This window comes from Catellatospora sp. NPDC049111, assembly GCF_040648615.1.
Classification (GTDB): domain Bacteria; phylum Actinomycetota; class Actinomycetes; order Mycobacteriales; family Micromonosporaceae; genus Catellatospora; species Catellatospora aurea.
The window spans coordinates 66348-88690 of the sequence record NZ_JBEZEB010000023.1; the positions used below are offsets into that span (position 1 = coordinate 66348).

Genomic DNA, 22343 nt, shown 5'->3' on the forward strand with positions numbered 1-22343 from the left:
TCAGCCCTCCTCGGCCGGGCGGGTCACGCTCGGGTGCACCGCGACGATGATCCGGTGCTCGCGCCCGCCCTCGGCCTGCTCGTCGTGATACTTGCTCACCAGCGCGGCCACGGCACCGGCCAGCTCCTCGGCGAACGCGGACCGCTGCGCCGGGCTCGCGAACCGCACCGTGCCGTCCATCGCGAACGTGGCCAGCCGCTTGTTCGCCTTGGCCGCGCCGGTCAGCAGCTCGCCGATGTCGCGCACCAGCCGCGCGGCCAGCGCCAGCAGCCAGCGCGCCGACAACCGGTCGGGCGCACGGCCCGGGTCGGGCTGCACCGCCGACAGCGCGATCGGCGAGATCACATAGGACGCGGCCGTGGCCTGCAGCACGCGCTCGGTGACGTTGCCCTTGCGCCGCTCCTCGACCAGCTCGACCAGCCCGTGCCGCTCCAGCTCGCGCAGGTGGTAGTTGACCTTCTGTCGGGGCTGGCCGACCTTGGCCGCCAGCGAGGTGGCCGAGCCCGGCTCCACCAAGGCAGCCAGCAACCTGGCCCGGATCGGATCCAGCGACGCCTCGGCCGCCGCCGCATCATCGATCACCGCAACATCGAACATGCCCCGTATCCTGCTACCGACAAATTTTTTTGTCAAGCTATGAGCTGGGCAGAACACGAACCGGGCAGACCGTGCCCTTCGCCGGGAGTGTGCACCTGGCGAAAGTCAGAAACCCCACAAAAGATCACCAGATCGTCGAAGAGACAGCTACACAGCGTTAGCGTCGGAGGCATGACGAACCCGATCGCCGATATCAGCGTGCCGGAACTCAGCCGGCAGATCGCGCTGCTGGAGGGTCAGGAGATCGCCCGGGGCGCGCTGGACGTCTGCACCCTCACCATGGACCTGCGCCACAAGTACCGCCGCGCCCTAGTCGCCCGCGACCAGGCCGCGCTGTCGCTGGTGCGGCACGAGAACTGGACCGCGGCCGACATCGCCGAGGTCATCTGCGGCCACCGCGCCTGCGGCCCGCGCGCCGCGGTCATTCTGGAGTGGACCGGCCTGACCACCGACGGCGGCACCGCCCGCGACCTGGCCGAACGCCAGCAGGTCGCGGCGCAGCTCCGCGAGCTGCTGTCGCTGGCCTACGACAAGGCGCTGCGCCTGCTCCCGGCCGCCCCGGTGGACCTGAACCTGCCCGAAGACCCCACCGAGCGGCTCGCGTACTGCGCGCACTGGCTGCGTTTCGTGGACGGCTACCGGGCCGCCAACGAGGCCTCGCGCATCCTGTTCGCCGCGATCCTGGTCCACCACCACGGCTGGCCGCTGACCGACGTCGCCGAGCTGGGCGGGGTGACCACGGACGAGGTCGCCGCGGCCCTGGCCGCCGCGGAGGCCAGCCCGCCGTCCGATGCCGACAGCGGCCTGCTGGCCCAGCTGACCCTGCTCGACCGCGTCCTGGAGCACAACACCGAACGCCTGCTGGCGGTACGCGAACGCGCGCTGGCCGACAGCCTCGCCGACGGGGTGCCCGAACGCGTCGTCGCCGCCCACATCGGCCTGCCCGAGCAGGAGCGCTCCGCCGGCCACGACCTCGAACCCTGCCCCGCCTAGGGACGAAGGAAGGGCACCTTCACAACGCTCCGCGTTGTAGAAGGTGCCCTTCCTAACGCCTGCCTGCCGCTGATCAGGGCAGGAGGGGCTTGGCGTAGCAGACGCTCAGCTCCCAGCGGTCGTACGGCGGGTAGTTGGGGATGCGGGTGAAGCCGGCCCGCTCGTACACGGCGATCGCCTCCGGCTGGCGCACGCCCGTCTCCAGTTTGAAGCGGTGCGCGCCGGTCCGGACCGCGAGCGCCTCGGCCTCGGCCATCAGCCACCGGGCGATGCCGCGACCGCGCCAGGCCGGGTCGACGTACATGCGTTTGAGCTCCGCCTCGCCGCCGTCGAGCGGTTGCACCGCGCAGCACCCGATCGCCGTGCCGTCGGCGAGCACCAGCAGGAAGCGGGCCGCCTCCTTGACGCTCGGGTGGGCGAAGTCGATCTCCTCGGGGTAGAGCGCATCCAGCTCGACGCGCATCGCGCCGACCAGCGGCCCCAACCGCGCGTCGCCCGGCGGCACCTCGACGATCTCCATGGCGGCGGTCTCCGTGCTCATTCCTCGGCTCCCAGCAACAGATCGAGATGGTTGTCGAGGGCCCTGACCAGCAGGTCCGGCGGGTAGAGGTCGGGCGTGGCCACCCCGCACAGCGCCAGCCCCTCCAGCAGCGCGACCAGGTTGCGCGCCCGAAGTTCCAGATCTTCCGGGGGTACGGCGTAAGCGTCGCGCAGCAGCCCGGTCAGCCGCCTGATCCACGACTCGTGCCGGACCACGTGTTCGGCCAGCAGCACCGGATCGGTGCGCGCCGCCATGAGGAAGTAGGCCCAGATGGTCGAGTTCAGCCGCCGCTCCTCGTCGAGCGGCACCCCCTCCCGCAGCACCGCGCGCAGCCGCTCCCGGGGGCTGTCGAAGTCACCCAAGGCGTCGATGCGCGCGGCCATGCGCCGGTGCATGACGTCGCGGGCGTGGGTGAGCAGCGCGTTCTTGTCCCGGAAGTAGTGCGCCACCCGGCCCGTGGTGCAGCCGGCGGCGTCGCCGACCGCGCGCAGGGTCAGCCCGTCGAGCCCGTGCTCGCTGACCACCTGCCACACGGCGGCGGACAGCTGCTCGCGGCGCTCGTCGTGGTCCACCTGTCGCGGCACGCCCCACCCCGTTTCATCACAGCCGTTACGTAACAGGCGTTACGCTACCAAGCTCGCCTCCCGCCTGTCCAGGGGTTACGATGCGCACGGCGTGCCCGTACGCCATACCTCCTGACCGGCGCCCCACGCGCGCCGGCGACGCGGGGGCGAAGGTGACCATCTCATCGCGGGCGGGACCGCCTGTGCAGCTGGAACCCTCTTTCAGCGACGGACGCGTCACCGGCGTGGGAGGGGCGCAGCGCCGTCGCGGAGGACGCCGTCATGACTGCACGCAGGAACTTCAAGAAGCTCGTCCGGGAGCGTATGGACCGCACCGGCGAGAGCTACACCACCGCGGCCCGCCTGCTCGCCGGACCCGTCGTCACCGCCACCGGACAGCACCGCGAGTCCGTGCTGGTCGGTCACCTGCTCGCCGCCGCCGGGCGGCCACTGTCCGAGGCCATGGTGTGCGGGCTGGGCGGCGGCATCGGCTTCATGTACGCCGTGTTCGAGTACGACACCGTGCCCCACCCGCTGCTCACCATCGTCGCCCAGCACCATCCGCAGCCCTGGGCGCCCGCCGTGCTCGACCGGCTGGGTGTGGCCTACCGGCAGACCAACGGGACCTCCGCGAAGGCCGCCGTGGCCCGGCTCCGGGCCGCGCTCGACACCGGGCAGCCCGCGTTGTGCCTGGTCGACCGCGGTCGGCTGCCGTGGCAGCAGCCCGCGCCGTTCGGCGCGGCGGAGCCGTACACCGTCGCGGTCACGGCGCTCGCCGACGACACGCTCACCGTGCTCGACCCGCCCCACGGCACGCGGGACCTGTCCGTCGCGGACTTCACCGCCGCCTGGACGACCCACCGCCAGGGCCGCCACCAGCTCCTCACGATCTCAGCCGAACCCGGGCACGGCGTCGCCGAAGCATCCGGCCCGGACCTGCGGCCCGCCGTCCGCGACGCGCTGCGGACCATGGTCGCGCACCTGACCGGGCCGGTGCTGGGCAACAGCTTCGACGTCAACTTCGGCTTCTCCGGCATGGCCAAGCTCGCCGCCGAACTGCGCGACACCGGTACCCGCAAGGGGTGGGCCAGGCGCTTCGGCGACCCGGCCGGACACGCACACGCCATGCGGCGGCTGGCCGAGTGCCTGGAACGGGAGTACACCGCCCCCGGCGCGACCCGCCCGCTCTACGCCGACTTCCTCGACGAGGCCGCGGCGCTGCTCGCCGCCCCGGCGCTCACCGCCGCCACGGCGCTCTTCCGCGAATCCGGGCAGACCTGGTCGGCGCTCGCCGCCCACGCGACGCGCGCGGTGTCCGATGACGACCTGCGCGCCTGGTGCGACCACGCCGCCGGCCTCGTCGACACCGCGCTGTCCGCCGAACATGCCGCCGTCGGCCACCTGACCACGGGCTGACGGCAGGACGGGCGCGATCCGGCGAGAAAGCGGCGCAGACCGGGCAACCGGGCAGGAGTCCGGACCGTGGAAGGACCGTGACCGAACGAACCAAGGCCCTCAGCGAGGGCGACCAGGCGTTTGCGGCCTTCGTCGAGCTCGCCTGGCAACGGCACCTTCGGCTGGCCATCCTGCTGACCGGTGACCAGTGGCAGGCGGAGGAACTCCTCCAGGACAGCCTGGTCAAGATCTACGAACGCTGGCGTCGGCTGTCGCGAACCGACGACCTGAACGCGTACCTGCGCAAGGTGGTGGTGAACAACCACACCTCGATCTGGCGCCGCCGGCGCCGGGAGAGCCTCGTCTCCGACGTTCCCGACCGGCCCGGTCCGGCCGGGAACGTCGTCAGCACGCAGGCTCTGGTGGTGCGCGAGGCCCTGCGGGCGCTGCCACCCAGGCAGCGCGCGGTCGTGGTGCTGCGGCACTACGAGGACCTGCCCGAACGTGAGATCGCCCGGGTGCTCGGCTGCTCGCCGGGCACCGTCAAGAGCCAGCACGCCAAGGCCTTGGCCAAGCTCAGGCACTCGATGTCCGAACCGGCAATCCCGAGCATGAGGTGAGGCAGATGAACGATCTCGATGGGCTCTCCGGGAGCCTGCACGAGCTGGTCGGCCAGGCCGCCTCGGCAGCGCCGACGCAGCGGCTGCTGAGCCGCGGGCGGCGGGCCCGCCACCGGCGTACCGCGCTGACCGGCGCGTCGCTGGCCGTCCTGGCGGTGGGTGCGGTGGCCGCCGTCGCCGCCGTGAACCAGCCCTCCGGCGGGGGCGTGATCGCCGAGAGCCCGCCGGCCTCGGTGGCCGCGACCGACCCGGGCACGCGGTTGGTGGCGGCGATCACGGCGAGCCAGAGCACCAGCTATCAGCTGAAGATCACGCTCACTTCGACCACCGTGCCAGAGGCCGCCGCCGTGGTCTCCACCGGGGCGTTCGACCCGGCGGCCCGGACCGGCTACCTGCGGACACCCTTCGGCGAAGGTCCCGGTGTCGGCGAGGAGCGGCTGGTCAACGGCGTCCAGTACTTCGGAGAGAGCGGAGTCGACGGCATCTGGCACTGGACCCGACGGCCGGGCACGCACGACAGCCTCGGCGGCCGACCGCCGCTGGACGGCCCGCTGGGCAGCACCGCCGACCCCGCGGAACTGCTGGCGGCGCTGACGCAGGCCGGCGCGGTCGTCACCCAGACCGGACCGAACCTGCTGCACTTCGAGTACACCGCGCAGCAACCCCAGCCCCCCCTGGTCAGCGAGACCGTCACCGGGGACGTGACGCTCGACGCCGACGGCCGCATCTCCGGCGTCGTCTATGACCGCAACGCCGTCTGGCAGAAGCCCGGCGGTCAGCCGGGGCCCGCCGGCACGCACGTGGTCGTCGAGTTCAGCGCCTACGGCACCCCCGTGACCGTGGCGGAGCCAACGGTCGACTGACCCGCCGCACGATCATCGGACTTGCCTGGCACCTGGGCGTATCTTGAGCACGCTTTCGCCCACGTGCCAGGCAAGTCCGTCGATCTTGCGGGGCGCGCTCAGCGGCGGGACGCGAAGCGGGCCACGGCGGCGAGCACGACGTCGCCGATGCCGCCCCGGGAGCCGTGCCCGGCGCGGTCGACCAGGGTCAGCTCGGCGTCGGGCCAGGCCTGGGCGAGGTTCCAGGCGATGTCGGCCGGGCCGCTGATGTCCAGGCGCCCGTGCACCAGCACTCCAGGGATGCCGGCCAGCCTGCCCGCGTTGGCCTGCAGCTCGCCGTCGGCCAGGAACGCCGCGTTAGCCCAGTAGTGGGTGACCAGCCGGGCGAAGGTCATCCGGAACTCGGGGTCCTCGAAACGCGGGTCGGCCTCGAAGCCGGTGGCGATGGCGACGTGCTGGTCCTCCCAGGTGCACCAGTCCCGCGACGCCTTGTCGCGCACCGCCGGATCCGGGTCGGCCAGCAGCCGGGCGTACGCCGCGGCGAGGTTGCCGTCGCGGTCGGCCTCGGGCACGCCGTCGCGGAACCGGGACCACTCCTCCGGCAGGATGCGCCCCATCTGCCGGGTCACCCAGTCGACCTCCCGGTGGGTGGTGTTGGTGAGGCTGAACAGCACCAGTTCGGACACCGACGACGGGTGGCGCTGCGCGTAGGCCAGCGCCAGGGTGCAGCCCCAGGACGCGCCGAGCACCAGCCAGCGCTCGATGCCCAGATGTTCGCGGATCTGTTCGAGGTCGCGGATCAGGTGGTGGGTGGTGTTGACGCTCAGGTCGGTGGCCGGGTCGCCGGCGCTGGGTGTGCTGCGGCCGCAGCCGCGCTGGTCGACGAGCACCACCCGGTAGTCGGCCGGGTCGAAGTAGCGCAGCCAGCCCGGGGTCGCCCCGGAGCCGGGGCCGCCGTGCAGCACGACCGCGGGTTTGCCGTCGGGGTTGCCGCAGACCTCCCAGTGGACGAGGTTGCCGTCGCCGACGTCGAGCAGGCCGCCGTCGTACGGCTCGGTCTGCGGGTGCATGGCCACCTCCCAGAAAATACAACAGTGCTGTTATGTTTGTAGCATGGCTCCTCTCCCGGAACGCGAAGCGGTCGGCACCCTGCTGCGACACGTGCTGGAGCTGCTGGACGGCGACGTGGCCAAGGTCTACGCCGAACGCGACCTGGCCGACTACCGCCCGCGCTACTCCCCCGTGGTCCGTGCGCTGCTGGCACAGGGGCCGATGCCGATCCGCGACCTGGCCCGCACCGTCGGCGTCACCCACTCCGCGGCCAGCCAGACGGTGGCCCAGATGAACCGCGCGGGCCTGGTCGACCTGACCCCCGGCACCGACGCCCGCCAACGCCTCGTCAGCCTCACCACCAAGGCCCACGACCTGCTGCCCCTGATCACCGCCGAATGGTCGGCCACCACCGCGGCGATGCGCACTTTGGACACCGAACTCTCCATGCCTCTGTCCGACCTCCTCACCGAACTCACCACCGCCCTGACCCGCCGCCCTTTCCGCCAACGCATCACCGACGCCGGCCTCCCCACCCCACCGCCACAAGATCGTCAAGGCGAGTCGGGGCTGCCGTGAGCTGTTGCCGGGTGTCCTTACCCTTCGCGGCATGGGGACGAGCAAACGCAAGAGGCACCGCAGCGCGCTGGTGACCGTGGCCGGCCGCCGGTTCACCTGCCTGGTCTGCGGGCAGCGCGAATTCACCAGCCGAGAGATCCTGCTCAACACACCCGGCCTGGAACTGTTCGACCTGGCCTGGGCCAACCGCTCGTCGCTCGGCGTGATCTGCATGGCCTGCGGCTACGTGCACGAGTTCGTCGGCAAGGCCGTCGAGTTCTGGACCGTCTCCGGCGGCTACCCGGCCACGGCCACCTGACCGCTGGCGCCCTCCCGAGGCAGGACGCCGGCGTACGGCGTCAGCTCTCCAGGGCCGGTTCGGCCGCCACCCGGGTGGGCCGGACCAGGTAGCCGAAGGCGGCCGCGGTGAAGAACATGATGATGCTGTACACCGCGGCCGGCACCGCCAGCGCCGTGCTCGCCAGCAGCGTGGTGGCGATGAAGATGGCCAGCGTGCCGTTGTGGATGCCGATCTCCATCGCGGCGGCCACCGAGTCCGCGCGGTCGAGCCCGGCCAGGCGCGGCAGGAAGTAGCCGACACCCAGGCTGATCACGTTGAACAGCAGCGCGACCAGGCCCGCGTCGGCGAAGTAGTCGGCGATGTTGTCCCGCTCGGACACCAGCGTGCCGATGATGACCAGCACCAGCACCACCACGGACAGCAGACGCACCGGGCGGTGCATCCGGTCGGCGAAGTCGACCGAGCGGCTGCGGATGAACATGCCGATCGCCACCGGGATCAGCACGATCGCGAACACCTGCAGCGACTTGCCGAACTGCAGCCCGATCTGGTCGGTGCCGGACAGGAAGTGGTTCAGCGCGAAGTTCACGACCAGCGGCAGCGTGAAGATCGCCAGCACCGAGTTCACCGCCGTCAGCGTGACGTTGAGCGCCACGTTGCCGCCGAACAGGTGGCTGTACAGGTTCGCGGTGGTGCCGCCGGGCGACGCGGCCAGCAGCATCATGCCCGCCGCCAGCGTCGGATCCAGATCGAGCAGCAGGACCAGCCCGAAACACACCGCGGGCAGCAGCAGCACCTGGCAGACCAGCGCCACCAGCACCGCTTTCGGGAACACCACGATCCGCTTGAAGTCGGCGACGGTGAGCCCGAGGCCGAGGCCGAGCATCACGATGCCGAGGGCGACGGGCAGGAACACCTGGGTCAGCACTGAATCCATAGCCGAGGATTCTTCATGGCCTGTGACCGGCGACACATCAGCCGGACAGCCGACGTGGCAGACTCCTCGCCCATGGGGAGCCAGCGATGAACCACGTACGCGACGCCGCGATGACCGCACTGATCTTCGGTTTCTTCGCCTCGGCCTGGTTCGGCTGGGCGCAGGAGGCCCCGCCGCAGGCCTGGAAGAAGCGGCTCGGCCTCGCCGGTGGCGTGAGCATCCTGGTCTCGGTGATCGGCGGCATCCTGGCCTGGCAGCACTGGTCCGACGGGTCCGCGCTGAGCGAGCCGGGCGCGATGCGCAAGTACGGCATCATCGTCGGGATCGAACTCGTCGCCGCGGCGGGCGGCGCGCTCGTGCTCGGCCTACGCGGCAAGCGCGAGCTGATCGCCCCGTGGGTCTGCCTCGTGGTCGGCGTGCACTTCATCCCGCTGGCCGGACCGCTGCAGAGCCCGATCCTGTTCCCGCTGGCGGTGGCGATGACCCTGGTCGCCGCCGGAGCCACCCCGCTGGCCCGCAGGCACGGCATCCCGCCGAGCGCGACCACCGGCGTCGGCGCGGGCATCTCCCTGCTGGCCTGCGCCCTGGCCGCCCTGGTCTACGCCTTCACTCTCTGACCTGTGGTGGCCGACCGGGCGACCGGTCGGCCGGGACAGGTCAGAGGGCTCGGCGGAGCCACTCCTCGACACCGGCGACGTGGATGAGGGCCCAGGACTGGGCCAACTCCGGGCGGCGGGCGGTGATCGCGTCGAGGATGGCCAGGTGCTGCTCGCGGGTGCGTTCGACGGCCTTGTCCTGGGTGAGGCCGCGCCAGATCCGGGCGCGGGTGGTCGGGCCGGACATGCCGTCGATCAGCGAGCACAGCACCGCGTTGCCGGTGCCGGCCGCGATCAGCCGGTGGAACTCCAGATCGTTGGCGACGAGCTCCTCCATGGACGCGTCCGGGCCGATCTCCTCGACGATCGCGGCCAGCTTGGCGATGTCCTCCTCGGTCATCCGCTGCGCCGCCAGCGCCGCGGCGGCGGGTTCGAGGATGCGGCGCATCTCCAGGAACTGCAGCACCGTGTCGTCGCGGTGGAAGTCGACGACGAACGTCAGCGCCTCCAGCAACAGCCCGGGTTCGAGACTGGTCACGTATGTGCCGTCGCCCTGGCGGACGTCGAGGACCCGAATCAGGGACAGGGCGCGTACGGCCTCGCGCAGCGAGTTGCGGGACAGCCCCAGCCGCTCGGCGAGGTCGGCCTCCTTGGGCAGCTTGTCGCCGGGCCGCAGGGCACCCGACAGGATCATCTCTTTGATCTTCTCGATGGCCTCGTCGGTCAGTGCCATGGTGTGCTCCCTGGTGCGCTGGGCGGGGCGGTGGGGAGTTTCGCCGTCTCTATTGGACAACACTGCTCGGACCTGCGATAGGGCACTACCCGATCACATGCCCGATCGTCTCCTCGCCCTCCCGGCGGGAGATGTTCCACTTCACGACCTGCGAAGGTGCGGCGAAAACCCGGCGACGGGGCAGACGGGCGGCGGTAGGGTCCGCGGCGTGGGACGAATCGTGACGCTGGTGCTGGTGGACCCGGCCGGAACGGTGCTCGGGGCGCTGCCGCCGTACGCGGTGGAAGTGCCCTGGTGGCAGGAGGTCTCCGGCGTCGTCGGCGGGGCACGCGAGCACCACGGCGTCGACGTGACCGTGCTGCGCCTGCTCCACGCCGACCAGCCCGCCCCGCCCGGCGGCAAGGTCACCTACCTGGCCGAGGTCGCCGGTGATCCCGGCCCGGTGCGCCCGGCGGCCGCCGCGCTCGTGCCGCACCCGCGCCGCGCGCCGTACGCCGAGATCGGCGGCCCCGCCGCCAGCCTCGCCTGGGCCGCCGACGCCCTGGCCGCCCGCGGGCGGACGCTGACCGCAGCCGCCCAGCAGCGCACCTGGAACCTGTCCGCGATCTGGCGGCTGGAGACCGACACCACGCCGGTATGGCTCAAGCAGGTCCCCGCCTTCTTCGCCCACGAAGCCGCCGTGCTGGGCTGGCTGGCCGAGCACTCCCCCGGCACCGCTCCCGTCCCCCTCGCCGCCGCCGGCGGCCGGGTCCTGCTCGACGACCTGCCCGGCACCGACCGCTACAGCGCGCCCACCGGCGAGCGGCTCACCATGCTGTCCCTGCTGCACCCCGTCCAGGTAGCGGCCGCGGCGCGGGTCGTCGACCTGCTCGCCCTCGGCGTGCCCGACCAGCGCTCGCCCCGGCTGGCCGAACGCCTGCGCGCGGTCGTCGCCCGCGAAGGCGCGAGCCCGGCCCCGACAGCGTCCGGGCCGCACGCGGCGACCGACCGGCCTGCGGCCGCCGCTCGGGATCGGCTGGCCGCGCTGCTGGACGGGCTGGACGAGCGGCTGGCCGCGCTCGCCGCCTGCGGGCTGCCGGACACGCTGGTGCACGGCGACTTCCACCCCGGCAACGTGCGCGGCACCGACGAACGGCTGCATGTCATCGACTGGGGTGACGCCGTGATCGGCCACCCGGCGATCGACCTGCTGCGCATGTGCGAGCGGGTCGCCGACCCGGGGCCGCTGCGGCAGGCGTGGAGCCGGGCCTGGCGGGCGGCCGTGCCCGGCTGCGACCCTGACCGGGCGGTCGAGTTGATGGAGCCGCTGGTCGCGCTGCGCAACGCCGCCGCGTACGCCGGGTTCCTCGACGCCATCGAACCGTCGGAATGGCCGTACCACGCCGACGACGTGCCGTATTGGCTGGCGCAGGCCGCTGCCTGAGCGCCGCCGCCTGAGCCGCCGAACGTGCCGCGCACGGCGCGGGCCGATGTCATGATCCGAGATGGTGGGCGATCTCTACCCCATCCGGCTGGTCCCGAAGGAACCGAACAGGGCTCACGGAACGTTTGGGCGATGCGGCAGGATGTTCCGCGATGTGTGGATCTGGGGAGCGGGGTAGGCGGCGATGAGCCTGAGCACGATGGCGCGCAGGAGCGCGATGGCACTGGTGCTGGCGGTGGTCGCACCGCTGGCCCTGACCGCGTGTTCGAAGGACGGCGGCGAGACGCCGTCCTTCGTGGCACCCACGCAGTCGGCTCCGGTGCCCGCGCCCGCGAGCACGGAACCGCTGGCGCTGGCGGTCACGCCCGCCGAGGCGGCCAAGAACCAGCCGGTGAGCGCCGAGATCGGCACCAAGGTCAGCGGGGGCGAGGTGAAGTCGGTGACGATGACCGACTCGGCCGGCGCCAAGGTGGCGGGCACCATGCGCGCCGACGGCTCGTCGTGGGTGCCGAGCAAGCCGCTCAAGTACGGCAAGAAGTACTCGGCGACGGTCGTCGCGGTCGGCCCGGACGGCACGACCATGGAGAAGAAGACGTCGTTCACGACGATGGGCAAGCCGGGCAAGACGACCGGCGCGGGGCTCTACCTGTTCTCCGACCGCACCTATGGCGTGGCGATGCCGGTGGTCATCGAGTTCACCAAGCCGGTGCCGGTGTCGGCGCGGGCCGCCGTGGAGCGCCGCCTGTTCGTCAAGGTCGAGCCGCCGCAGCCGGGCATCTGGCACTGGTCGAGCTCGCTGCAGGTGATGTACCGCGGCCCGCAGTACTGGCAGACCGGCACGAAGATCACCGTGCGGGCGGCGCTGGAGGGCGTGCCGATGGGAGACGGCCGCTACGGCGACGCCGACCGCTCCGGCGTCGGCAACATCGCCAAGGAGAAGATCGAGCTGATCGTCGACAACGCGAACAAGCGCATGCAGGTGTTCAAGAACGACGTGGTGGTCAAGACGATCCCGGTCAGCCTGGGCAAGACGAAGACCCCGTCGTCGTCCGGAACCATGGTGATCATGGACAAGCAGCGCAAGACGGTCTTCGACACCACCGACGACCCGGGCAACGTCGACCGCTACGTCGTCAACATCGAGTACGCCCAGCGCCTGACCTGGGGTGGCGAGTACATCCACGCCGCGCCGTGGTCGGTGCAGCACCAGGGCGTACGCAACGTGTCGCACGGCTGCGTGAACGTGTCCACGGCCAACGCCGTCTACCTGTTCAACCTGACCAGCATCGGCACGCCGGTCACCGTGAAGGGCACCGAGCGAAAGATCAAGCCCGCCAACGGCTGGACGGCATGGTCCGTGGGCTGGGAGGACTACATGAAGGGCAGCGCCCTGCCGATCCCGCCGGAGCTGGCCGCGCTCGGCTCCCCCGACCCGTCCGCGTCGGCGCAGCCGTCGCCGAGCGTGTCCCCGACGGCGTGACCCAGGCCACCTGACTTTCGTCATACGCAGGTCCCGACCGACGACGGATGCGGTCGGGACCTGCTATTACGCAGACTGGAACACGTCGGCCCGGGTTCGCCTCAACGGCGCGGTGAACCGGGGCCACCCAGCACCACCCGTCCCCGTCCCCGCCCTCGGGCCGCCTCCGGCGCCGAGGGCGGCCCCGTCTCCGGGTCCGGTCAGGGTCACGTCCCTGATGCGGGCCCCGGCGGCAAGGGCGAGGCTGGCCCGCATGGCACGCAGAAATGGGCGGTGGGGGCGGCAGACGCTGGTATGGCTGCACGCCGTCACCTCGATCGGCTGGATGACCCTGGCGCTGTGCCTGTGTGTGCTGCTGATCACGCGCACCCCGGCCGGTCACGCGGCCGCCCGCGTCCTCGACAAGCAGCTGCTGGCGCACCTGGCGACCTCGTCGGCGTTCACCGGCCTGATGCTGTCGGCCCTGACGGCCTGGGGTTACCTGCGCTACTGGTGGGTGCTGGCGAAGTTCGCGATCACGCTGACCCAGCTGTACGTGGGCATCGCCGTGCTCAGCCCGCGCCTGGACGCACTGGCGGGCGGCGCGACCGCCGACGCGGGACCGCTGATCGCCGCGTCGGCGCTGATGGCCTCGGCGATCGCCGGGCAGGCCTGGCTCTCGGTCGCCAAACCCTGGCGCCACACCCCGTGGGCCGACCCACGGTGGCGCACCCCGGCCTTCCCGCCCTGGCTGTACTGGGCCGCGGTCGCGGTCCCGGTCCTCGACTTCTTGGTCTGGCGGGCGCTGTTCGGCTCACCCGCGCCGCTGCTCTCGCTGGTCATCGTGCTGGTCTTCCCGCTCTACCGCCGCCGTCGCCTGCGCTCGGCGACCACCCCGTGACGGTCAGCGGGCACCGGCGGGTCCGAAAAGCTGCGGGACGCCGCTCTCGGCGATCAGTGTGGCCAGCACCGGGTCCTGGGCGAGGGTCGCCGGGTCACGGGTCAGCCTCGCCTCGCCCAGCCGCGCGACCGCGTCCTTGAGCGCCGCGCTGAACCGCTGCGCCTGCGCCGTCGACGGCAGGTGCCCCACCAGCAGCGCGGGCAGCAGCAGTCGGCGGGCGAGCAGTTCCTGTGCCGAGGTCGTGTGCGGGCGGCGCAGCACCGAGACGTTGACCCGTACGGCGTGCTCGTTGCCCGGTGGCACGCCCGGCCGGTCGGTCTCGATCGCCACGTATCGGAAGCCGTGCGCGACCTCGCACGACCCGCACGACATCGGCCCGGAGCCCTGTCGGCCGCCGCACTCGGCGCAGGGCAGCCGGTCCAGGGCCGCGTCCACGACCCGCCAGTCGTGGCGGTGCGGTTCCTGCACGACCATCCGCGCGACGTCGACCTGATCGTCGGCTGACAGCACGCCGAAGCCCGCGACGTAGTCCCGCCACTGCTCCTCGACCAGCGCGTCGACCAGGGCCGCGCAGCGGGCGCAGTGCGGTGCGCCGCCGAACTCCCACGCCGGGCAGTCCGGGCAGGGGCGCAGCGGGTCACCGACCTGCGGCCGTACCGCCACGATCACCTCCCACGTGTCCGGGCCGTCACCGGCCGCGGCCAGCCTGCCAGGCGCGGCGGCCGAGCCGCCGGCGGATTCGCGAGACCCCGGTCAGGGCACGTCGCCGGACGCCCCCAGCAGCACCCGGTTGCCCAGCGGCTGCGCCAGCCGCACGGTGTACAACGCGGTACGCAGCATCGCGTCCCGTACGCAGCCCTCGCCGCCCGCGGTGGCGGCGGGGGACACGACGGCGATCCGCAGCCGCACGACGGCGGCCTGCGCCGACTCCACCACCTCGGCCGTGTGCTCCCGCACCGGCTCCCCGGGGCAGGGCGGGCCGGGGGCGGGCAGGCGCAGGGTCAGCGTCACTCCGTCAGCGGCGAGCCCTGCCGGGTTCAGCACCCCGTCCGCGTGCTCCACCGGCCAGAACGCGGTGTCGGCCAACGCGGCGACGGCCAACGGCTGGATCGACTCCGGCGCGGTGAACAGCCACGCGGGCAGCATCCGCGGGCCGCGGTCGGTGGCGAACTCGGCCGTGCCGAGCGCGACCTTCGTGATCAGCAGCGGCGGCGGGCTGACGTCGGGCGCCGACTTGGGGTCACCCACGGCCGCGAGCAGCTCGTACGCCTGCCGGGAGCTGATCGCGGGCAGCTCGAAGGCGCCGTCGGACAGCACGGCGCCGACCGTCGCCGGGCCGTCGGGCAGCTGCGCCTGCAGCTTCAGCCGCCCCTGCGACATGGCGATCTTCGCGTCACCGGTGGTGTAGCCGAACTCCCGCACCCGGCTGCCGAGCAGCAGGATCGGCCGCGGTCTGCGGTCCACCGGAAAGCCGGCGAACCTGGCGAGCTGTGCCGCGGCGTCGGCCGCCGGGGACGCCGCGCCGACGAGCGGCACCGTGCCGGCGGGTTCGGGCGACGGCACGGGCGCGCACCCGGCGAGCACGAGCAGCGCGGCGAGTGGCCCCGCGGCGAGATGGATCGATCGGCGGTTCATGAGCGCTCCCCCGGTTCGGCGGTGCATGTCATTTCATCGACGCATCGTGGTGGGTCCCGGTTGCTGCCCTAGCCGACATGATCTCCCGAGCCGGGCGGGGTGGCCACCCGCCAGTACTGCCGGCGCTGCTCGTCGCGCACCAGCACACCCAGCCGGCGCAGCTCCTCGCGCAGTACCGCCGACTCGGTCTCCTCGCGTTTGGACAGCGCCTTCGCGCGGGCCGTCAGCAGCGCGCCCGCGCCCGCGGGCAGGCCCGGCAGATCGGGCACCCAGAGCCGGAACAGCGCGCCGTGCGGGTCGCCCTCGTCGCGCCACGGGTAACCGTGCGCCGCGAACGCCGCCCGCAGGTCGGCGGCACGCAGGTCGGAGGCCTCACGGGCGTGCTCCCAGCCGTCCGCGCCCTGCAGCACCAGCTGCTTGCCGTCGACGAACACCGCGGCCACGTCCGCGCGGGCGACCGTACGCGACGGGCCGTCGACGCGGGCCAGCACCGCCGTCCCGTCGGTCACCGTCACCGTGAGCCGCTCGCCGATCGCGGTCAGCACCAGCAGCAACCCGGCGACCAGGCCCAGCACGAGCGCACCGATCGTGGCCCACGGCTCGGGGATCTCCGCGACCAGCTTGAACGGACCCTGGAACGGCGCCCAGGACAATCCGGCGATCCAGCCCGCGGCGGCCTTGAGCAGCCAGCCGAGGGCCAAACCCGCGATCGGGAAACCCCAGGCGATCAGCGCCCGCTCCCCCGCCGGCACCGTCACGACCGTCTCCGCGCCACTGCGCGACATCTCGCCCCCTGCCCGCCGGATGATCCGGGCCGCGGCCGGCTCGGCGGATCCGCGGCGTCGTTGCCGAGCGTGGCACACGACGGGCCGCCGCGCATCGCCGGGCACCGTGGGACGCGGTTCGTCGGCTTCGGATCGAGTCGGCCTGCCCGGGTCGGCCGCCGGACAGCGTCCGGGCGGGTCCCGGTGGACCCGCCCGGACGATCGGTCTCAGTTCGGGGTGCTGTGCTTGTCGAAGCCGATGTACAGACGGGCCTCGGCGTTGCCGCCGAGCGCGGTCATCGTCTCCAGCTCACGTAGCCGCAGCAGCGCCGGGTGCTCGGCGTACACGGCCGCGGCCTCGGCCAGCCGGCGCAGCGCGTCGACCTCGGCCTCGACCCGGATGCGCTGCGCCGCGGCATCGGCCTCGGCGGCCAGCCGGGTCGCCTCGCGCTTGCCGGCGGCGGTGACCTGGTCGGCTTCCGCGCGCGCCCGCGCCTCCAGCACATCCTTCTCGGCCTTGGTGCGCGCGTCGACCAGCTGCGCCTCGGCGAGCCGCTGCGCGGCCAGCACCCGGTTCATGACCTCCTGCAGGTTGCCGGGGAACACGAGGTCCTTCACGTCGGCGCGCAGGATCTCCACGCCGTACCCGGCGGCGGCGCCCTGCACGTCACGCAGGATGTCCTCGGACAGCTGGTTGCGGTTGGTGAGGATGTCCTCCAGCGTCATCGACGCCAGCGAGCGGCGGGCCGCCAGCTGCACGTCGCTGTAGACACGGTCGGTGTAGCTGTCCACCCGCTCCACCGCGGCGACCGGGTCGACCACCTTGAAGTGGGTCAGGATGCTCACCCGCAGCGCGACCTTGTCCGAGGTCAGGATCTCCTGGCCCTTCAGGGTCAGCTCGCGCTCGCGCATGTCCACCAGGGTCACCTCGACGACCGGGCCGCGCTTGCCGAACCGGCCGCTCGCGGCGGGCAGCTCGTAGCGGCCGGCCTCCAGCACGCCGGTCAGCCGGCCGTCCTCGTAGCGCAGGCCGCGGTGGGTGTTCTTAATGATGATCTCGGTGGTGGCGCCCATGGCGATTCCTCATGGTGAAGGGAAGAGGGTCGCCCCGGAGCGGGTCCGATGGCTAGGACGGGTATCAGGCGAAAGAGGCCTGTCAGCATGGAATGACGATTCCAGTGCACTTTGTCTGGCAGACACCCGCTATGAGCCCGCCGGGGCGAGATCACTTCATCACGGACCCCGTTGCCCGGCAACGGATTTTCGGCTCCCGTGGCGGCCTGCCCGGCCATGACCGATGCTGGAGGCGTGTACGACGTCGCGATCGTCGGGGCCGGGCCGGCCGGGTCGGCCGCCGCGCTGGCCGCCGCGCGGGCCGGGGCGAAGGTGCTGTTGCTGGACCGCGAGATGTTCCCGCGTGACAAGGCCTGCGGCGACGGTATCGCCCAGCAGGGCCTCGACGTGCTGGCCGGGCTCGGGGTCACCGGGCTGACCGACGGCCACCCGCCGATCCGCTCGCTGCGCCTGACCGGGCCCGGCGGCGCGCAGGCGGCGCGGGAGCTGCCCGAGCCGGCGTATGTCATCCCGCGCGCGGTGTTCGACGCCCGCCTGGTCGCCGCGGCGGTGCGGGCCGGCGCCACGTTCCGGCAGCACACGGTGCGCGCCCTCACGGTGCGCCCGGACGGCGTGGACCTCGGCGGCGGTCTCGCCGCACGGGTCGTGATCGGGGCGGACGGCGCGAACTCCACCGTGCGGCGCGCCCTGGGCCTGCCCCGCAACCCGCCGGACCGACTGGCCGTGGCCATCCGCGCCTATGCCCCCGACCCCGCGCCGCGGCCGGAGCAGCGCATCGTGATGACCGGGCAGCGGTGGCCCGCCTACGCCTGGTCGTTCCCGATCGGGGACGGGCGGCGCAACGTCGGCTACGGCGAACTGGCGTCGATCGGCCCGCTCAGCCGGTCTCATCTGCTGGAGCGGATGCACGACCTGCTCGGCGACACCGGCCCGGCCGAGCTGTCCGACGCGCGGGCGCATCACCTGCCGTTGTCCACGTGGCGTCCCCGCCCGGGACACGGGCGGTTGCTGCTGGCAGGAGACGCGCTGTCGCTGATCAACCCGTTCACCGGCGAGGGCATCTTCTACGCCGTGCTGTCCGGCTCGTTGGCCGGTCGGGCCGCAGTGGCACCGGGCGGCCCGACCGCGGGCCGCGCCTACACGGTCGCGCTGCGCCGCCGCCTGGCCCGCCACCTGCGGCACACCAGCGTGGTCGCCGGGCTGACCGCACGACCGTGGGTGGTCGACGCCGGGATGCGTGCCGCTGCCCGCGACCAGCGCGTCTTCGACGGCTTCGTCGGCCTGGGCCTCGGCGACGGCCTCCTCACCCCGCGCCTGCTCGCGGCAGTGGCCACCGCCGCCGTCCACCGCGCCTGACCTCCGGTCTTCGCTGTTGCCGTTTCGGGGAAGCTGCATGAATCGGGGCGTGGATTCCTGCACTTTCCCCGAAACTGCAGGACGAACGCGCAGGGACGACGTGTCAGGGCGGGTGCTTCATCTAAACGTTGTACTGGCGGGCGTCACGGTGTGGAGGCGCGCGACTACATTGGACCGGCGCCGTCCACCTACCTGAGGACCGCCGATGACTGAGATTCCTGCCCGGCCGCGGTTGCGGCCGCTGCTGACCGCGACCGCGGTGACGCTGACGATGCTGTTGGCGGGCGCTGCGGCCTGCGGACCCAAGGACAACGCACCGACGACCGTGGACGACCTGTTCCGGAAGACCGACGTGTACGGCCAGCCGAGGATCAAGATCGGCGTGGCCGAGGACCAGCCGCTCATGGGCAAGATCGTGAACGGGCGCTTCGAGGGCTTCGACATCGAGATCGCGCGCTACCTGGCCGAATCGCTGGGCTTCCAGGGCGAAAGCCGCATCGAGTGGGTGCCGCTGCAGACCGAGGACCGCGAGAACGCGCTCGTGTCGGGCCAGGTGCACCTGGTGGTGGCCAGCTACTCGATGACCCCGGACCGGGAAAAGGAGATCGACTTCGCCGGGCCGTACTTCGCCACCAAGCAGGAGCTGCTGATCCGCACCGCGGACCGCGACAAGATCCGTAACCTCAACGACCTGGCCCAGCCGGGACGGGAGACCTGTGTGGTCGGCGGCTCCACCGGCGAGCGCCAGTTCACCGACCGGGGGCTGAAGGTGTATCCGGCGGCGACCAACCGCGAGTGCCTGGAGCGGCTGATGTCGGGCAAGTCGCACGCCTACTCCACCGACGAGACGATCCTCGCCGGATACCTGTCCGAGCACCCGAAGGACCTGTTCATCGTCGACGTGCCGATCGGCGCGAACGAGCGGCTCGGCGTAGGGGTGTCCAAGCAGGATCCCGAGCTGCGCGACCTGGTGGCGTTCTTCCTGCGCAAGAGCTACGACGCGGGCCGGTCGACGGGCACCAGCCCGTGGCTGGCTGCGTACCGGCGCACGCTGGGGCCGTGGCTCGGCGACGACACCACCCAGCCGCCCATCGACGCCCCCGACCTGGTGGACTACGACGAGAAGGCACGCAAGCCATGACCGGGTCCGGCGAGCCGGGGCCGCCGCCGCTCCGCAAGCGTTCCGCGTGGCGCGCCGGACAGGGCTTCTGGACGGTGGCCGTCGGTGTGCCCGCCGTCTTCTCGGTGATGCGGCTGTGGATCGAGGCCGGCGGGGAACTGCAGACGACGCTGCTGCTGGTCGCCAACGTCGGACCGGTCAACCTCCTGGCGGCGCTGTTCACCACGGCCACCCGGCTGGTGACCACGGGGCTGGTCGCGGTGTTCGCGCTGGGCTCGGTGCTGGCCGTGAGCACGGAGGGCTGGCCGCGGCGGCGGCCGCTGTTCGCGCGGTGGTACGCGATCGCGCCGCCGTGGTTCCTGGCGGGGCTGTTCGCGATCGCGCTGACCACCTGGCAGATCATCTACCTGCCGTTGCTGGTGGTCGCCGCGGTGGCGGTGTTCCAGCGGGAGCTGGCCGCCCTGGCCTGGCCGCGCTGGCGGTGGGCGGTGACCGTGGCGGTGGCGCTGGCCGGATACGGCTGGCTGGTCGGGCCGACGGTGCTGCAGGCGTGGCGGACCGGGGAGCTGTTCGCGGTGGCGCTGCTGGTCGTGCCGCCGCTGCTGGCGTCGGGGGTGAGCGGGCCGCTGCCCCGATGGCTGGTGCTGCCGGCGGCGGCGCTGGCGCAGCCCGGCATCGCGGTGGTGCTGCTGATCGCGGCCGTGCCCGTGGTGATGACGCCGGTGCTGCCGATGACGGTCACCACGGTGGCCACCCCGGCCGGGGTGCCCGAGGAGGTGCGCGGCCACGTGATCAGCACCGATGACGTCAACACGGTGATCCTGCAGGAGCGCGGGGGTGTGCGGTACATCGACAACGACGACATCGCGGCGCGGGTGCTCTGCCCGACGGCGGAGGAGCTGGTGCGCTACCGGTTGTGGGTGCGCGAGTTCCACGTCGAGGACTCGCTGCTCGGCGCGCTGGGACGCCGGGTGCGCCCGATGGCCCCGGTCAGCGCGGTCTGCCGCATCCCGACCTGAGCGGGCCGTGGTGCGGTCACCCCGCCACCTGCCAGACGAGGCAGAACGGGTGGCCGATCGGGTCCGCGTACACCCGGAAGGTCTTGCCGCCGCCGGGCAGCGGGGTCGCGCCCAGCGCGAGCACCTGCGGCTCGGCCTGCTCGATGTCGTCGACGCGCACGTCGAGGTGCATCTGCTGAGGGTGGGCAGGGTCGGGCCACCGCGGGGGCGTGAAGTCGGCGACCCGCTGGAACGCCACGCCCGGCCGGTCGGGGGCGTCGCCGATGACGACCCAGTCGCCCTCCTCGTACACCCGCTCCATGCCGAGCAGCTCCTGGTAGAACCCGGCCAGCGCGCTCGGGTCCGGGCAGTCGATGATGAGGCCGTGCCAGCGTCCGATCACGGCGAACATTCTGCCGCACGGGTCCGACCGATGCCGTGAAATACGGCGCGCGCGCCGGCCGCGGGCGGACGTCCGGCGACGGGTGTTGGATGGGGAGTGGATCGACATCCAGGGCCTGCGCGACGCGTACGACGGCAGGTCCTGAGCCTGGTGATGTTTGGAAGGGCACCTTCTACAACGCGGAGCGTTGTGAAGGTGCCCTTCCTTTCCCCTCAAGAGCGGGCGGGGGTGCGCCAGAGGGCGTACGCGAGCCAGAGGCAGCCGGCGGCGACGAGCACGCCGTGGCCCACGCGGACGGCGGCGGGGGTGAAGAACTGCGGCAGGAACGTCGCGAAGCCCACGGCGAAGAGCACGCCGGACATGCGCGGCAGGACGCCGGAGCGGGCGATCGCGACGGCGGCGAGGACCGCGCCGACGGCGAGCAGGATCAGTCCGATGCCGAAGGTGGTCACCGCGGCGGGCAGGTAGCGCACGCCTTCGGCCAGGCCGAGCAGGTCGAGCTGGGCGCCGCCGGTGCTCTCGGCGGCCAGCACGTGCAGGGCGAAGTCCTCCGCGCCGTAGAACGGCAGGGTCAGGCCGACGCCGATCCAGGCGGTGACCGCGGCGGTGAGCGCGAGCGGCTCGGCGCGGGTGCCGTCGACGACGCGGCGCACCGCCAGCAGGGCGAGCGGCACGAGGATGAACCCGATCATCGCGAACAGGTGGGTGGCGACCCACCAGGGCGAGGACATGGCTTCCTGCGCGCCCTGCAGAGTGGTCTCGTCCCGCCACGGGCGCAGACCGGGGTACAGCGCGAACAGGACTCCGGCGGCGGCCAGCGCGGCGGCGGCCAGGCGGATGCGGGTGAGGGGTGCGGACACGGGCTTCTCCTCAGGGGTGGGCCGGCAGGGAATCGAGGAAGGTGGCGATGAGCTGCTGGTAGGTCTCGTCGAGGTCTTCGGGCAGGCCGAAGCCGCCGGCGGACTCCAGCGAGGCGAAGCCGTGCGCGATGACGCGCAGCTTGCGAATGGTGTGGACCTGACTCGCGGGGTCGAGCCGCCACGGCCGCAGCGCGGCCTGGATGACTTCGAGCTGCCGGATGCCGGCCGCGGCGAGTTCGGGATGGTGCAGCGGGTCGACGGGCATCGCGGCGTAGCGGGCGGGGTGGGCCACCACGTATTGCCGGTAGGCGTGCATCAGCGCGGTGATCGCGTCCGTGCCGCTGCGACCCATCGCCGCGGCGGCGAACCGGTCCGCGAGTTCGTTGAGCACACGCACGCCGACCTGGGTCTTCAGTTCGGCGAGGCCGTCGACGTGTTTGTAGAGCGAGGGAGCGGCGACGCCGCAGCGCGCCGCGACGGCGGCGAGGGTCAGCGCGTCGACCCCGTGCTCGTCGATGACCTCGACGGCCGCCTGGACGACGGCCTGAGTGGACAGTCCGGCCCTGGGCATGTCGCCACCTCCTTCCACTAGCTAAATTTCGTAGCCTTAAAGCTACTGTCATT

At 72.4% G+C, this 22343-nt stretch carries 26 protein-coding genes; 13 read left to right on the forward strand and 13 right to left on the reverse strand.

From position 1 onward, the window contains the following. Entirely contained in the window at positions 1–597 is a 597-nt protein-coding gene (locus AB0B66_RS27040) for a helix-turn-helix domain-containing protein (RefSeq protein ID WP_360535162.1), read from the reverse strand. Positions 598–768: 171 nt separating this feature from the next. Here AB0B66_RS27040 and AB0B66_RS27045 point away from each other — a divergent pair, with 171 nt between their 5' ends. Continuing rightward, entirely contained in the window at positions 769–1590 is an 822-nt protein-coding gene (locus tag AB0B66_RS27045) for a hypothetical protein (RefSeq protein WP_360535164.1), read from the forward strand. Between the two features lie 73 nt (positions 1591–1663). Here the strand turns inward: AB0B66_RS27045 and AB0B66_RS27050 are convergent, their stop codons facing one another. Continuing rightward, positions 1664–2131, reverse strand: a complete 468-nt coding sequence (locus AB0B66_RS27050; RefSeq protein ID WP_360535166.1) for a GNAT family N-acetyltransferase — start codon at positions 2129–2131, stop codon at positions 1664–1666. Continuing rightward, positions 2128–2715, reverse strand: coding sequence for a TetR/AcrR family transcriptional regulator (locus AB0B66_RS27055; protein WP_360535168.1), 588 nt, complete (start codon positions 2713–2715; stop codon positions 2128–2130). Before AB0B66_RS27055 ends, AB0B66_RS27050 begins: the two co-directional genes overlap by 4 nt. A gap of 261 nt (positions 2716–2976) precedes the next feature. Between AB0B66_RS27055 and AB0B66_RS27060 the strand changes: the two genes are divergently transcribed. The 3 genes from AB0B66_RS27060 to AB0B66_RS27070 all read left to right on the forward strand — a co-directional run bounded on the left by AB0B66_RS27060 (position 2977) and on the right by AB0B66_RS27070 (position 5572). Then, positions 2977–4110 carry a DUF4872 domain-containing protein gene (locus AB0B66_RS27060; protein WP_360535170.1) on the forward strand — a complete coding sequence of 378 codons (1134 nt, stop codon included), beginning with the start codon at positions 2977–2979 and terminating at the stop codon, positions 4108–4110. Between the two features lie 77 nt (positions 4111–4187). Next, positions 4188–4709 (forward strand): SigE family RNA polymerase sigma factor, encoded by a 522-nt coding sequence (locus tag AB0B66_RS27065; RefSeq protein WP_360535172.1) that lies wholly within the window; start codon positions 4188–4190, stop codon positions 4707–4709. Positions 4710–4714: 5 nt separating this feature from the next. Then, entirely contained in the window at positions 4715–5572 is an 858-nt protein-coding gene (locus tag AB0B66_RS27070) for a hypothetical protein (protein ID WP_360535174.1), read from the forward strand. 98 nt (positions 5573–5670) lie between these two features. Here the strand turns inward: AB0B66_RS27070 and pip are convergent, their stop codons facing one another. Beyond that, positions 5671–6621, reverse strand: coding sequence for a prolyl aminopeptidase (gene pip / locus AB0B66_RS27075; RefSeq protein WP_360535176.1), 951 nt, complete (start codon positions 6619–6621; stop codon positions 5671–5673). A 43-nt stretch (positions 6622–6664) separates the two neighbouring features. On the opposite strand from pip, the gene AB0B66_RS27080 reads away from it, so the two are divergent. Together AB0B66_RS27080 and AB0B66_RS27085 are read left to right on the forward strand one after the other, a co-directional pair. Further along, a complete protein-coding gene (locus AB0B66_RS27080; RefSeq protein WP_360535178.1) occupies positions 6665–7180 on the forward strand; it encodes a MarR family winged helix-turn-helix transcriptional regulator in 516 nt (171 codons plus the stop codon). Positions 7181–7211: 31 nt separating this feature from the next. Continuing rightward, positions 7212–7478: a hypothetical protein gene (locus AB0B66_RS27085; protein ID WP_360535179.1), complete on the forward strand. Its 267-nt coding sequence runs from the start codon at positions 7212–7214 to the stop codon at positions 7476–7478. A gap of 40 nt (positions 7479–7518) precedes the next feature. Here AB0B66_RS27085 and AB0B66_RS27090 read toward each other — a convergent pair whose 3' ends face one another. Then, positions 7519–8433, reverse strand: a complete 915-nt coding sequence (locus AB0B66_RS27090; RefSeq protein ID WP_360535180.1) for a bile acid:sodium symporter family protein — start codon at positions 8431–8433, stop codon at positions 7519–7521. 50 nt (positions 8434–8483) lie between these two features. Here AB0B66_RS27090 and AB0B66_RS27095 point away from each other — a divergent pair, with 50 nt between their 5' ends. Continuing rightward, on the forward strand, positions 8484–9014 hold the full coding sequence (locus AB0B66_RS27095; RefSeq protein WP_360535182.1) for a hypothetical protein: 531 nt from the start codon (positions 8484–8486) through the stop codon (positions 9012–9014). A gap of 40 nt (positions 9015–9054) precedes the next feature. On the opposite strand, the gene AB0B66_RS27100 is transcribed toward AB0B66_RS27095, so the two are convergent. Further along, positions 9055–9726: a FadR/GntR family transcriptional regulator gene (locus AB0B66_RS27100; protein ID WP_203694066.1), complete on the reverse strand. Its 672-nt coding sequence runs from the start codon at positions 9724–9726 to the stop codon at positions 9055–9057. 208 nt (positions 9727–9934) lie between these two features. Here AB0B66_RS27100 and AB0B66_RS27105 point away from each other — a divergent pair, with 208 nt between their 5' ends. The 3 genes from AB0B66_RS27105 to AB0B66_RS27115 all read left to right on the forward strand — a co-directional run bounded on the left by AB0B66_RS27105 (position 9935) and on the right by AB0B66_RS27115 (position 13509). Next, positions 9935–11149, forward strand: coding sequence for an aminoglycoside phosphotransferase family protein (locus tag AB0B66_RS27105; RefSeq protein WP_360535184.1), 1215 nt, complete (start codon positions 9935–9937; stop codon positions 11147–11149). Positions 11150–11348: 199 nt separating this feature from the next. Beyond that, positions 11349–12629 carry an Ig-like domain-containing protein gene (locus tag AB0B66_RS27110; RefSeq protein ID WP_360535186.1) on the forward strand — a complete coding sequence of 427 codons (1281 nt, stop codon included), beginning with the start codon at positions 11349–11351 and terminating at the stop codon, positions 12627–12629. Positions 12630–12882: 253 nt separating this feature from the next. Then, positions 12883–13509 carry a hypothetical protein gene (locus AB0B66_RS27115; RefSeq protein WP_360535188.1) on the forward strand — a complete coding sequence of 209 codons (627 nt, stop codon included), beginning with the start codon at positions 12883–12885 and terminating at the stop codon, positions 13507–13509. Positions 13510–13512: 3 nt separating this feature from the next. On the opposite strand, the gene AB0B66_RS27120 is transcribed toward AB0B66_RS27115, so the two are convergent. The 4 genes from AB0B66_RS27120 to AB0B66_RS27135 form a co-directional block, all read right to left on the reverse strand. Then, positions 13513–14172, reverse strand: coding sequence for a hypothetical protein (locus AB0B66_RS27120; RefSeq protein ID WP_360535190.1), 660 nt, complete (start codon positions 14170–14172; stop codon positions 13513–13515). Positions 14173–14262: 90 nt separating this feature from the next. After that, the gene (locus AB0B66_RS27125; protein WP_360535192.1) at positions 14263–15144 is read right to left on the reverse strand and encodes a hypothetical protein; all 882 of its coding nucleotides are present in this window, start codon (positions 15142–15144) and stop codon (positions 14263–14265) included. Between the two features lie 68 nt (positions 15145–15212). Next, the gene (locus tag AB0B66_RS27130) at positions 15213–15929 is read right to left on the reverse strand and encodes a hypothetical protein (protein WP_360535194.1); all 717 of its coding nucleotides are present in this window, start codon (positions 15927–15929) and stop codon (positions 15213–15215) included. A 207-nt stretch (positions 15930–16136) separates the two neighbouring features. Further along, entirely contained in the window at positions 16137–16982 is an 846-nt protein-coding gene (locus tag AB0B66_RS27135; RefSeq protein ID WP_360535196.1) for a slipin family protein, read from the reverse strand. 216 nt (positions 16983–17198) lie between these two features. On the opposite strand from AB0B66_RS27135, the gene AB0B66_RS27140 reads away from it, so the two are divergent. The 3 genes from AB0B66_RS27140 to AB0B66_RS27150 all read left to right on the forward strand — a co-directional run bounded on the left by AB0B66_RS27140 (position 17199) and on the right by AB0B66_RS27150 (position 20477). Continuing rightward, positions 17199–18338 carry a geranylgeranyl reductase family protein gene (locus tag AB0B66_RS27140; RefSeq protein ID WP_360535198.1) on the forward strand — a complete coding sequence of 380 codons (1140 nt, stop codon included), beginning with the start codon at positions 17199–17201 and terminating at the stop codon, positions 18336–18338. Between the two features lie 205 nt (positions 18339–18543). Beyond that, the gene (locus AB0B66_RS27145) at positions 18544–19479 is read left to right on the forward strand and encodes a transporter substrate-binding domain-containing protein (RefSeq protein ID WP_360535200.1); all 936 of its coding nucleotides are present in this window, start codon (positions 18544–18546) and stop codon (positions 19477–19479) included. After that, entirely contained in the window at positions 19476–20477 is a 1002-nt protein-coding gene (locus AB0B66_RS27150) for a hypothetical protein (RefSeq protein WP_360535202.1), read from the forward strand. The genes AB0B66_RS27145 and AB0B66_RS27150 overlap by 4 nt, the downstream gene beginning before the upstream one ends. A gap of 16 nt (positions 20478–20493) precedes the next feature. Here the strand turns inward: AB0B66_RS27150 and AB0B66_RS27155 are convergent, their stop codons facing one another. From AB0B66_RS27155 to AB0B66_RS27165, 3 genes are all read right to left on the reverse strand, one after another. Continuing rightward, on the reverse strand, positions 20494–20859 hold the full coding sequence (locus AB0B66_RS27155) for a VOC family protein (RefSeq protein ID WP_360535204.1): 366 nt from the start codon (positions 20857–20859) through the stop codon (positions 20494–20496). Positions 20860–21071: 212 nt separating this feature from the next. Then, a complete protein-coding gene (locus AB0B66_RS27160) occupies positions 21072–21719 on the reverse strand; it encodes a hypothetical protein (protein ID WP_360535206.1) in 648 nt (215 codons plus the stop codon). A 10-nt stretch (positions 21720–21729) separates the two neighbouring features. Next, positions 21730–22290 (reverse strand): TetR/AcrR family transcriptional regulator, encoded by a 561-nt coding sequence (locus tag AB0B66_RS27165; RefSeq protein WP_360535208.1) that lies wholly within the window; start codon positions 22288–22290, stop codon positions 21730–21732. Positions 22291–22343: the final 53 nt, after the last annotated feature.

Bases quoted from the DNA above. Each gene is read 5' to 3' on its own strand.
- AB0B66_RS27040 (WP_360535162.1), bottom strand. From the start codon at position 597: ATGTTCGATGTTGCGGTGATCGATGATGCGGCGGCGGCCGAGGCGTCG.
- AB0B66_RS27045 (WP_360535164.1), top strand. From the start codon at position 769: ATGACGAACCCGATCGCCGATATCAGCGTGCCGGAACTCAGCCGGCAG.
- AB0B66_RS27050 (WP_360535166.1), bottom strand. From the start codon at position 2,131: ATGAGCACGGAGACCGCCGCCATGGAGATCGTCGAGGTGCCGCCGGGC.
- AB0B66_RS27060 (WP_360535170.1), top strand. From the start codon at position 2,977: ATGACTGCACGCAGGAACTTCAAGAAGCTCGTCCGGGAGCGTATGGAC.
- AB0B66_RS27070 (WP_360535174.1), top strand. From the start codon at position 4,715: ATGAACGATCTCGATGGGCTCTCCGGGAGCCTGCACGAGCTGGTCGGC.
- pip (WP_360535176.1), bottom strand. From the start codon at position 6,621: ATGCACCCGCAGACCGAGCCGTACGACGGCGGCCTGCTCGACGTCGGC.
- AB0B66_RS27080 (WP_360535178.1), top strand. From the start codon at position 6,665: ATGGCTCCTCTCCCGGAACGCGAAGCGGTCGGCACCCTGCTGCGACAC.
- AB0B66_RS27085 (WP_360535179.1), top strand. From the start codon at position 7,212: ATGGGGACGAGCAAACGCAAGAGGCACCGCAGCGCGCTGGTGACCGTG.
- AB0B66_RS27095 (WP_360535182.1), top strand. From the start codon at position 8,484: ATGAACCACGTACGCGACGCCGCGATGACCGCACTGATCTTCGGTTTC.
- AB0B66_RS27100 (WP_203694066.1), bottom strand. From the start codon at position 9,726: ATGGCACTGACCGACGAGGCCATCGAGAAGATCAAAGAGATGATCCTG.
- AB0B66_RS27110 (WP_360535186.1), top strand. From the start codon at position 11,349: ATGGCGCGCAGGAGCGCGATGGCACTGGTGCTGGCGGTGGTCGCACCG.
- AB0B66_RS27115 (WP_360535188.1), top strand. From the start codon at position 12,883: ATGGCACGCAGAAATGGGCGGTGGGGGCGGCAGACGCTGGTATGGCTG.
- AB0B66_RS27125 (WP_360535192.1), bottom strand. From the start codon at position 15,144: ATGAACCGCCGATCGATCCATCTCGCCGCGGGGCCACTCGCCGCGCTG.
- AB0B66_RS27130 (WP_360535194.1), bottom strand. From the start codon at position 15,929: ATGTCGCGCAGTGGCGCGGAGACGGTCGTGACGGTGCCGGCGGGGGAG.
- AB0B66_RS27135 (WP_360535196.1), bottom strand. From the start codon at position 16,982: ATGGGCGCCACCACCGAGATCATCATTAAGAACACCCACCGCGGCCTG.
- AB0B66_RS27140 (WP_360535198.1), top strand. From the start codon at position 17,199: ATGACCGATGCTGGAGGCGTGTACGACGTCGCGATCGTCGGGGCCGGG.
- AB0B66_RS27145 (WP_360535200.1), top strand. From the start codon at position 18,544: ATGACTGAGATTCCTGCCCGGCCGCGGTTGCGGCCGCTGCTGACCGCG.
- AB0B66_RS27150 (WP_360535202.1), top strand. From the start codon at position 19,476: ATGACCGGGTCCGGCGAGCCGGGGCCGCCGCCGCTCCGCAAGCGTTCC.
- AB0B66_RS27165 (WP_360535208.1), bottom strand. From the start codon at position 22,290: ATGCCCAGGGCCGGACTGTCCACTCAGGCCGTCGTCCAGGCGGCCGTC.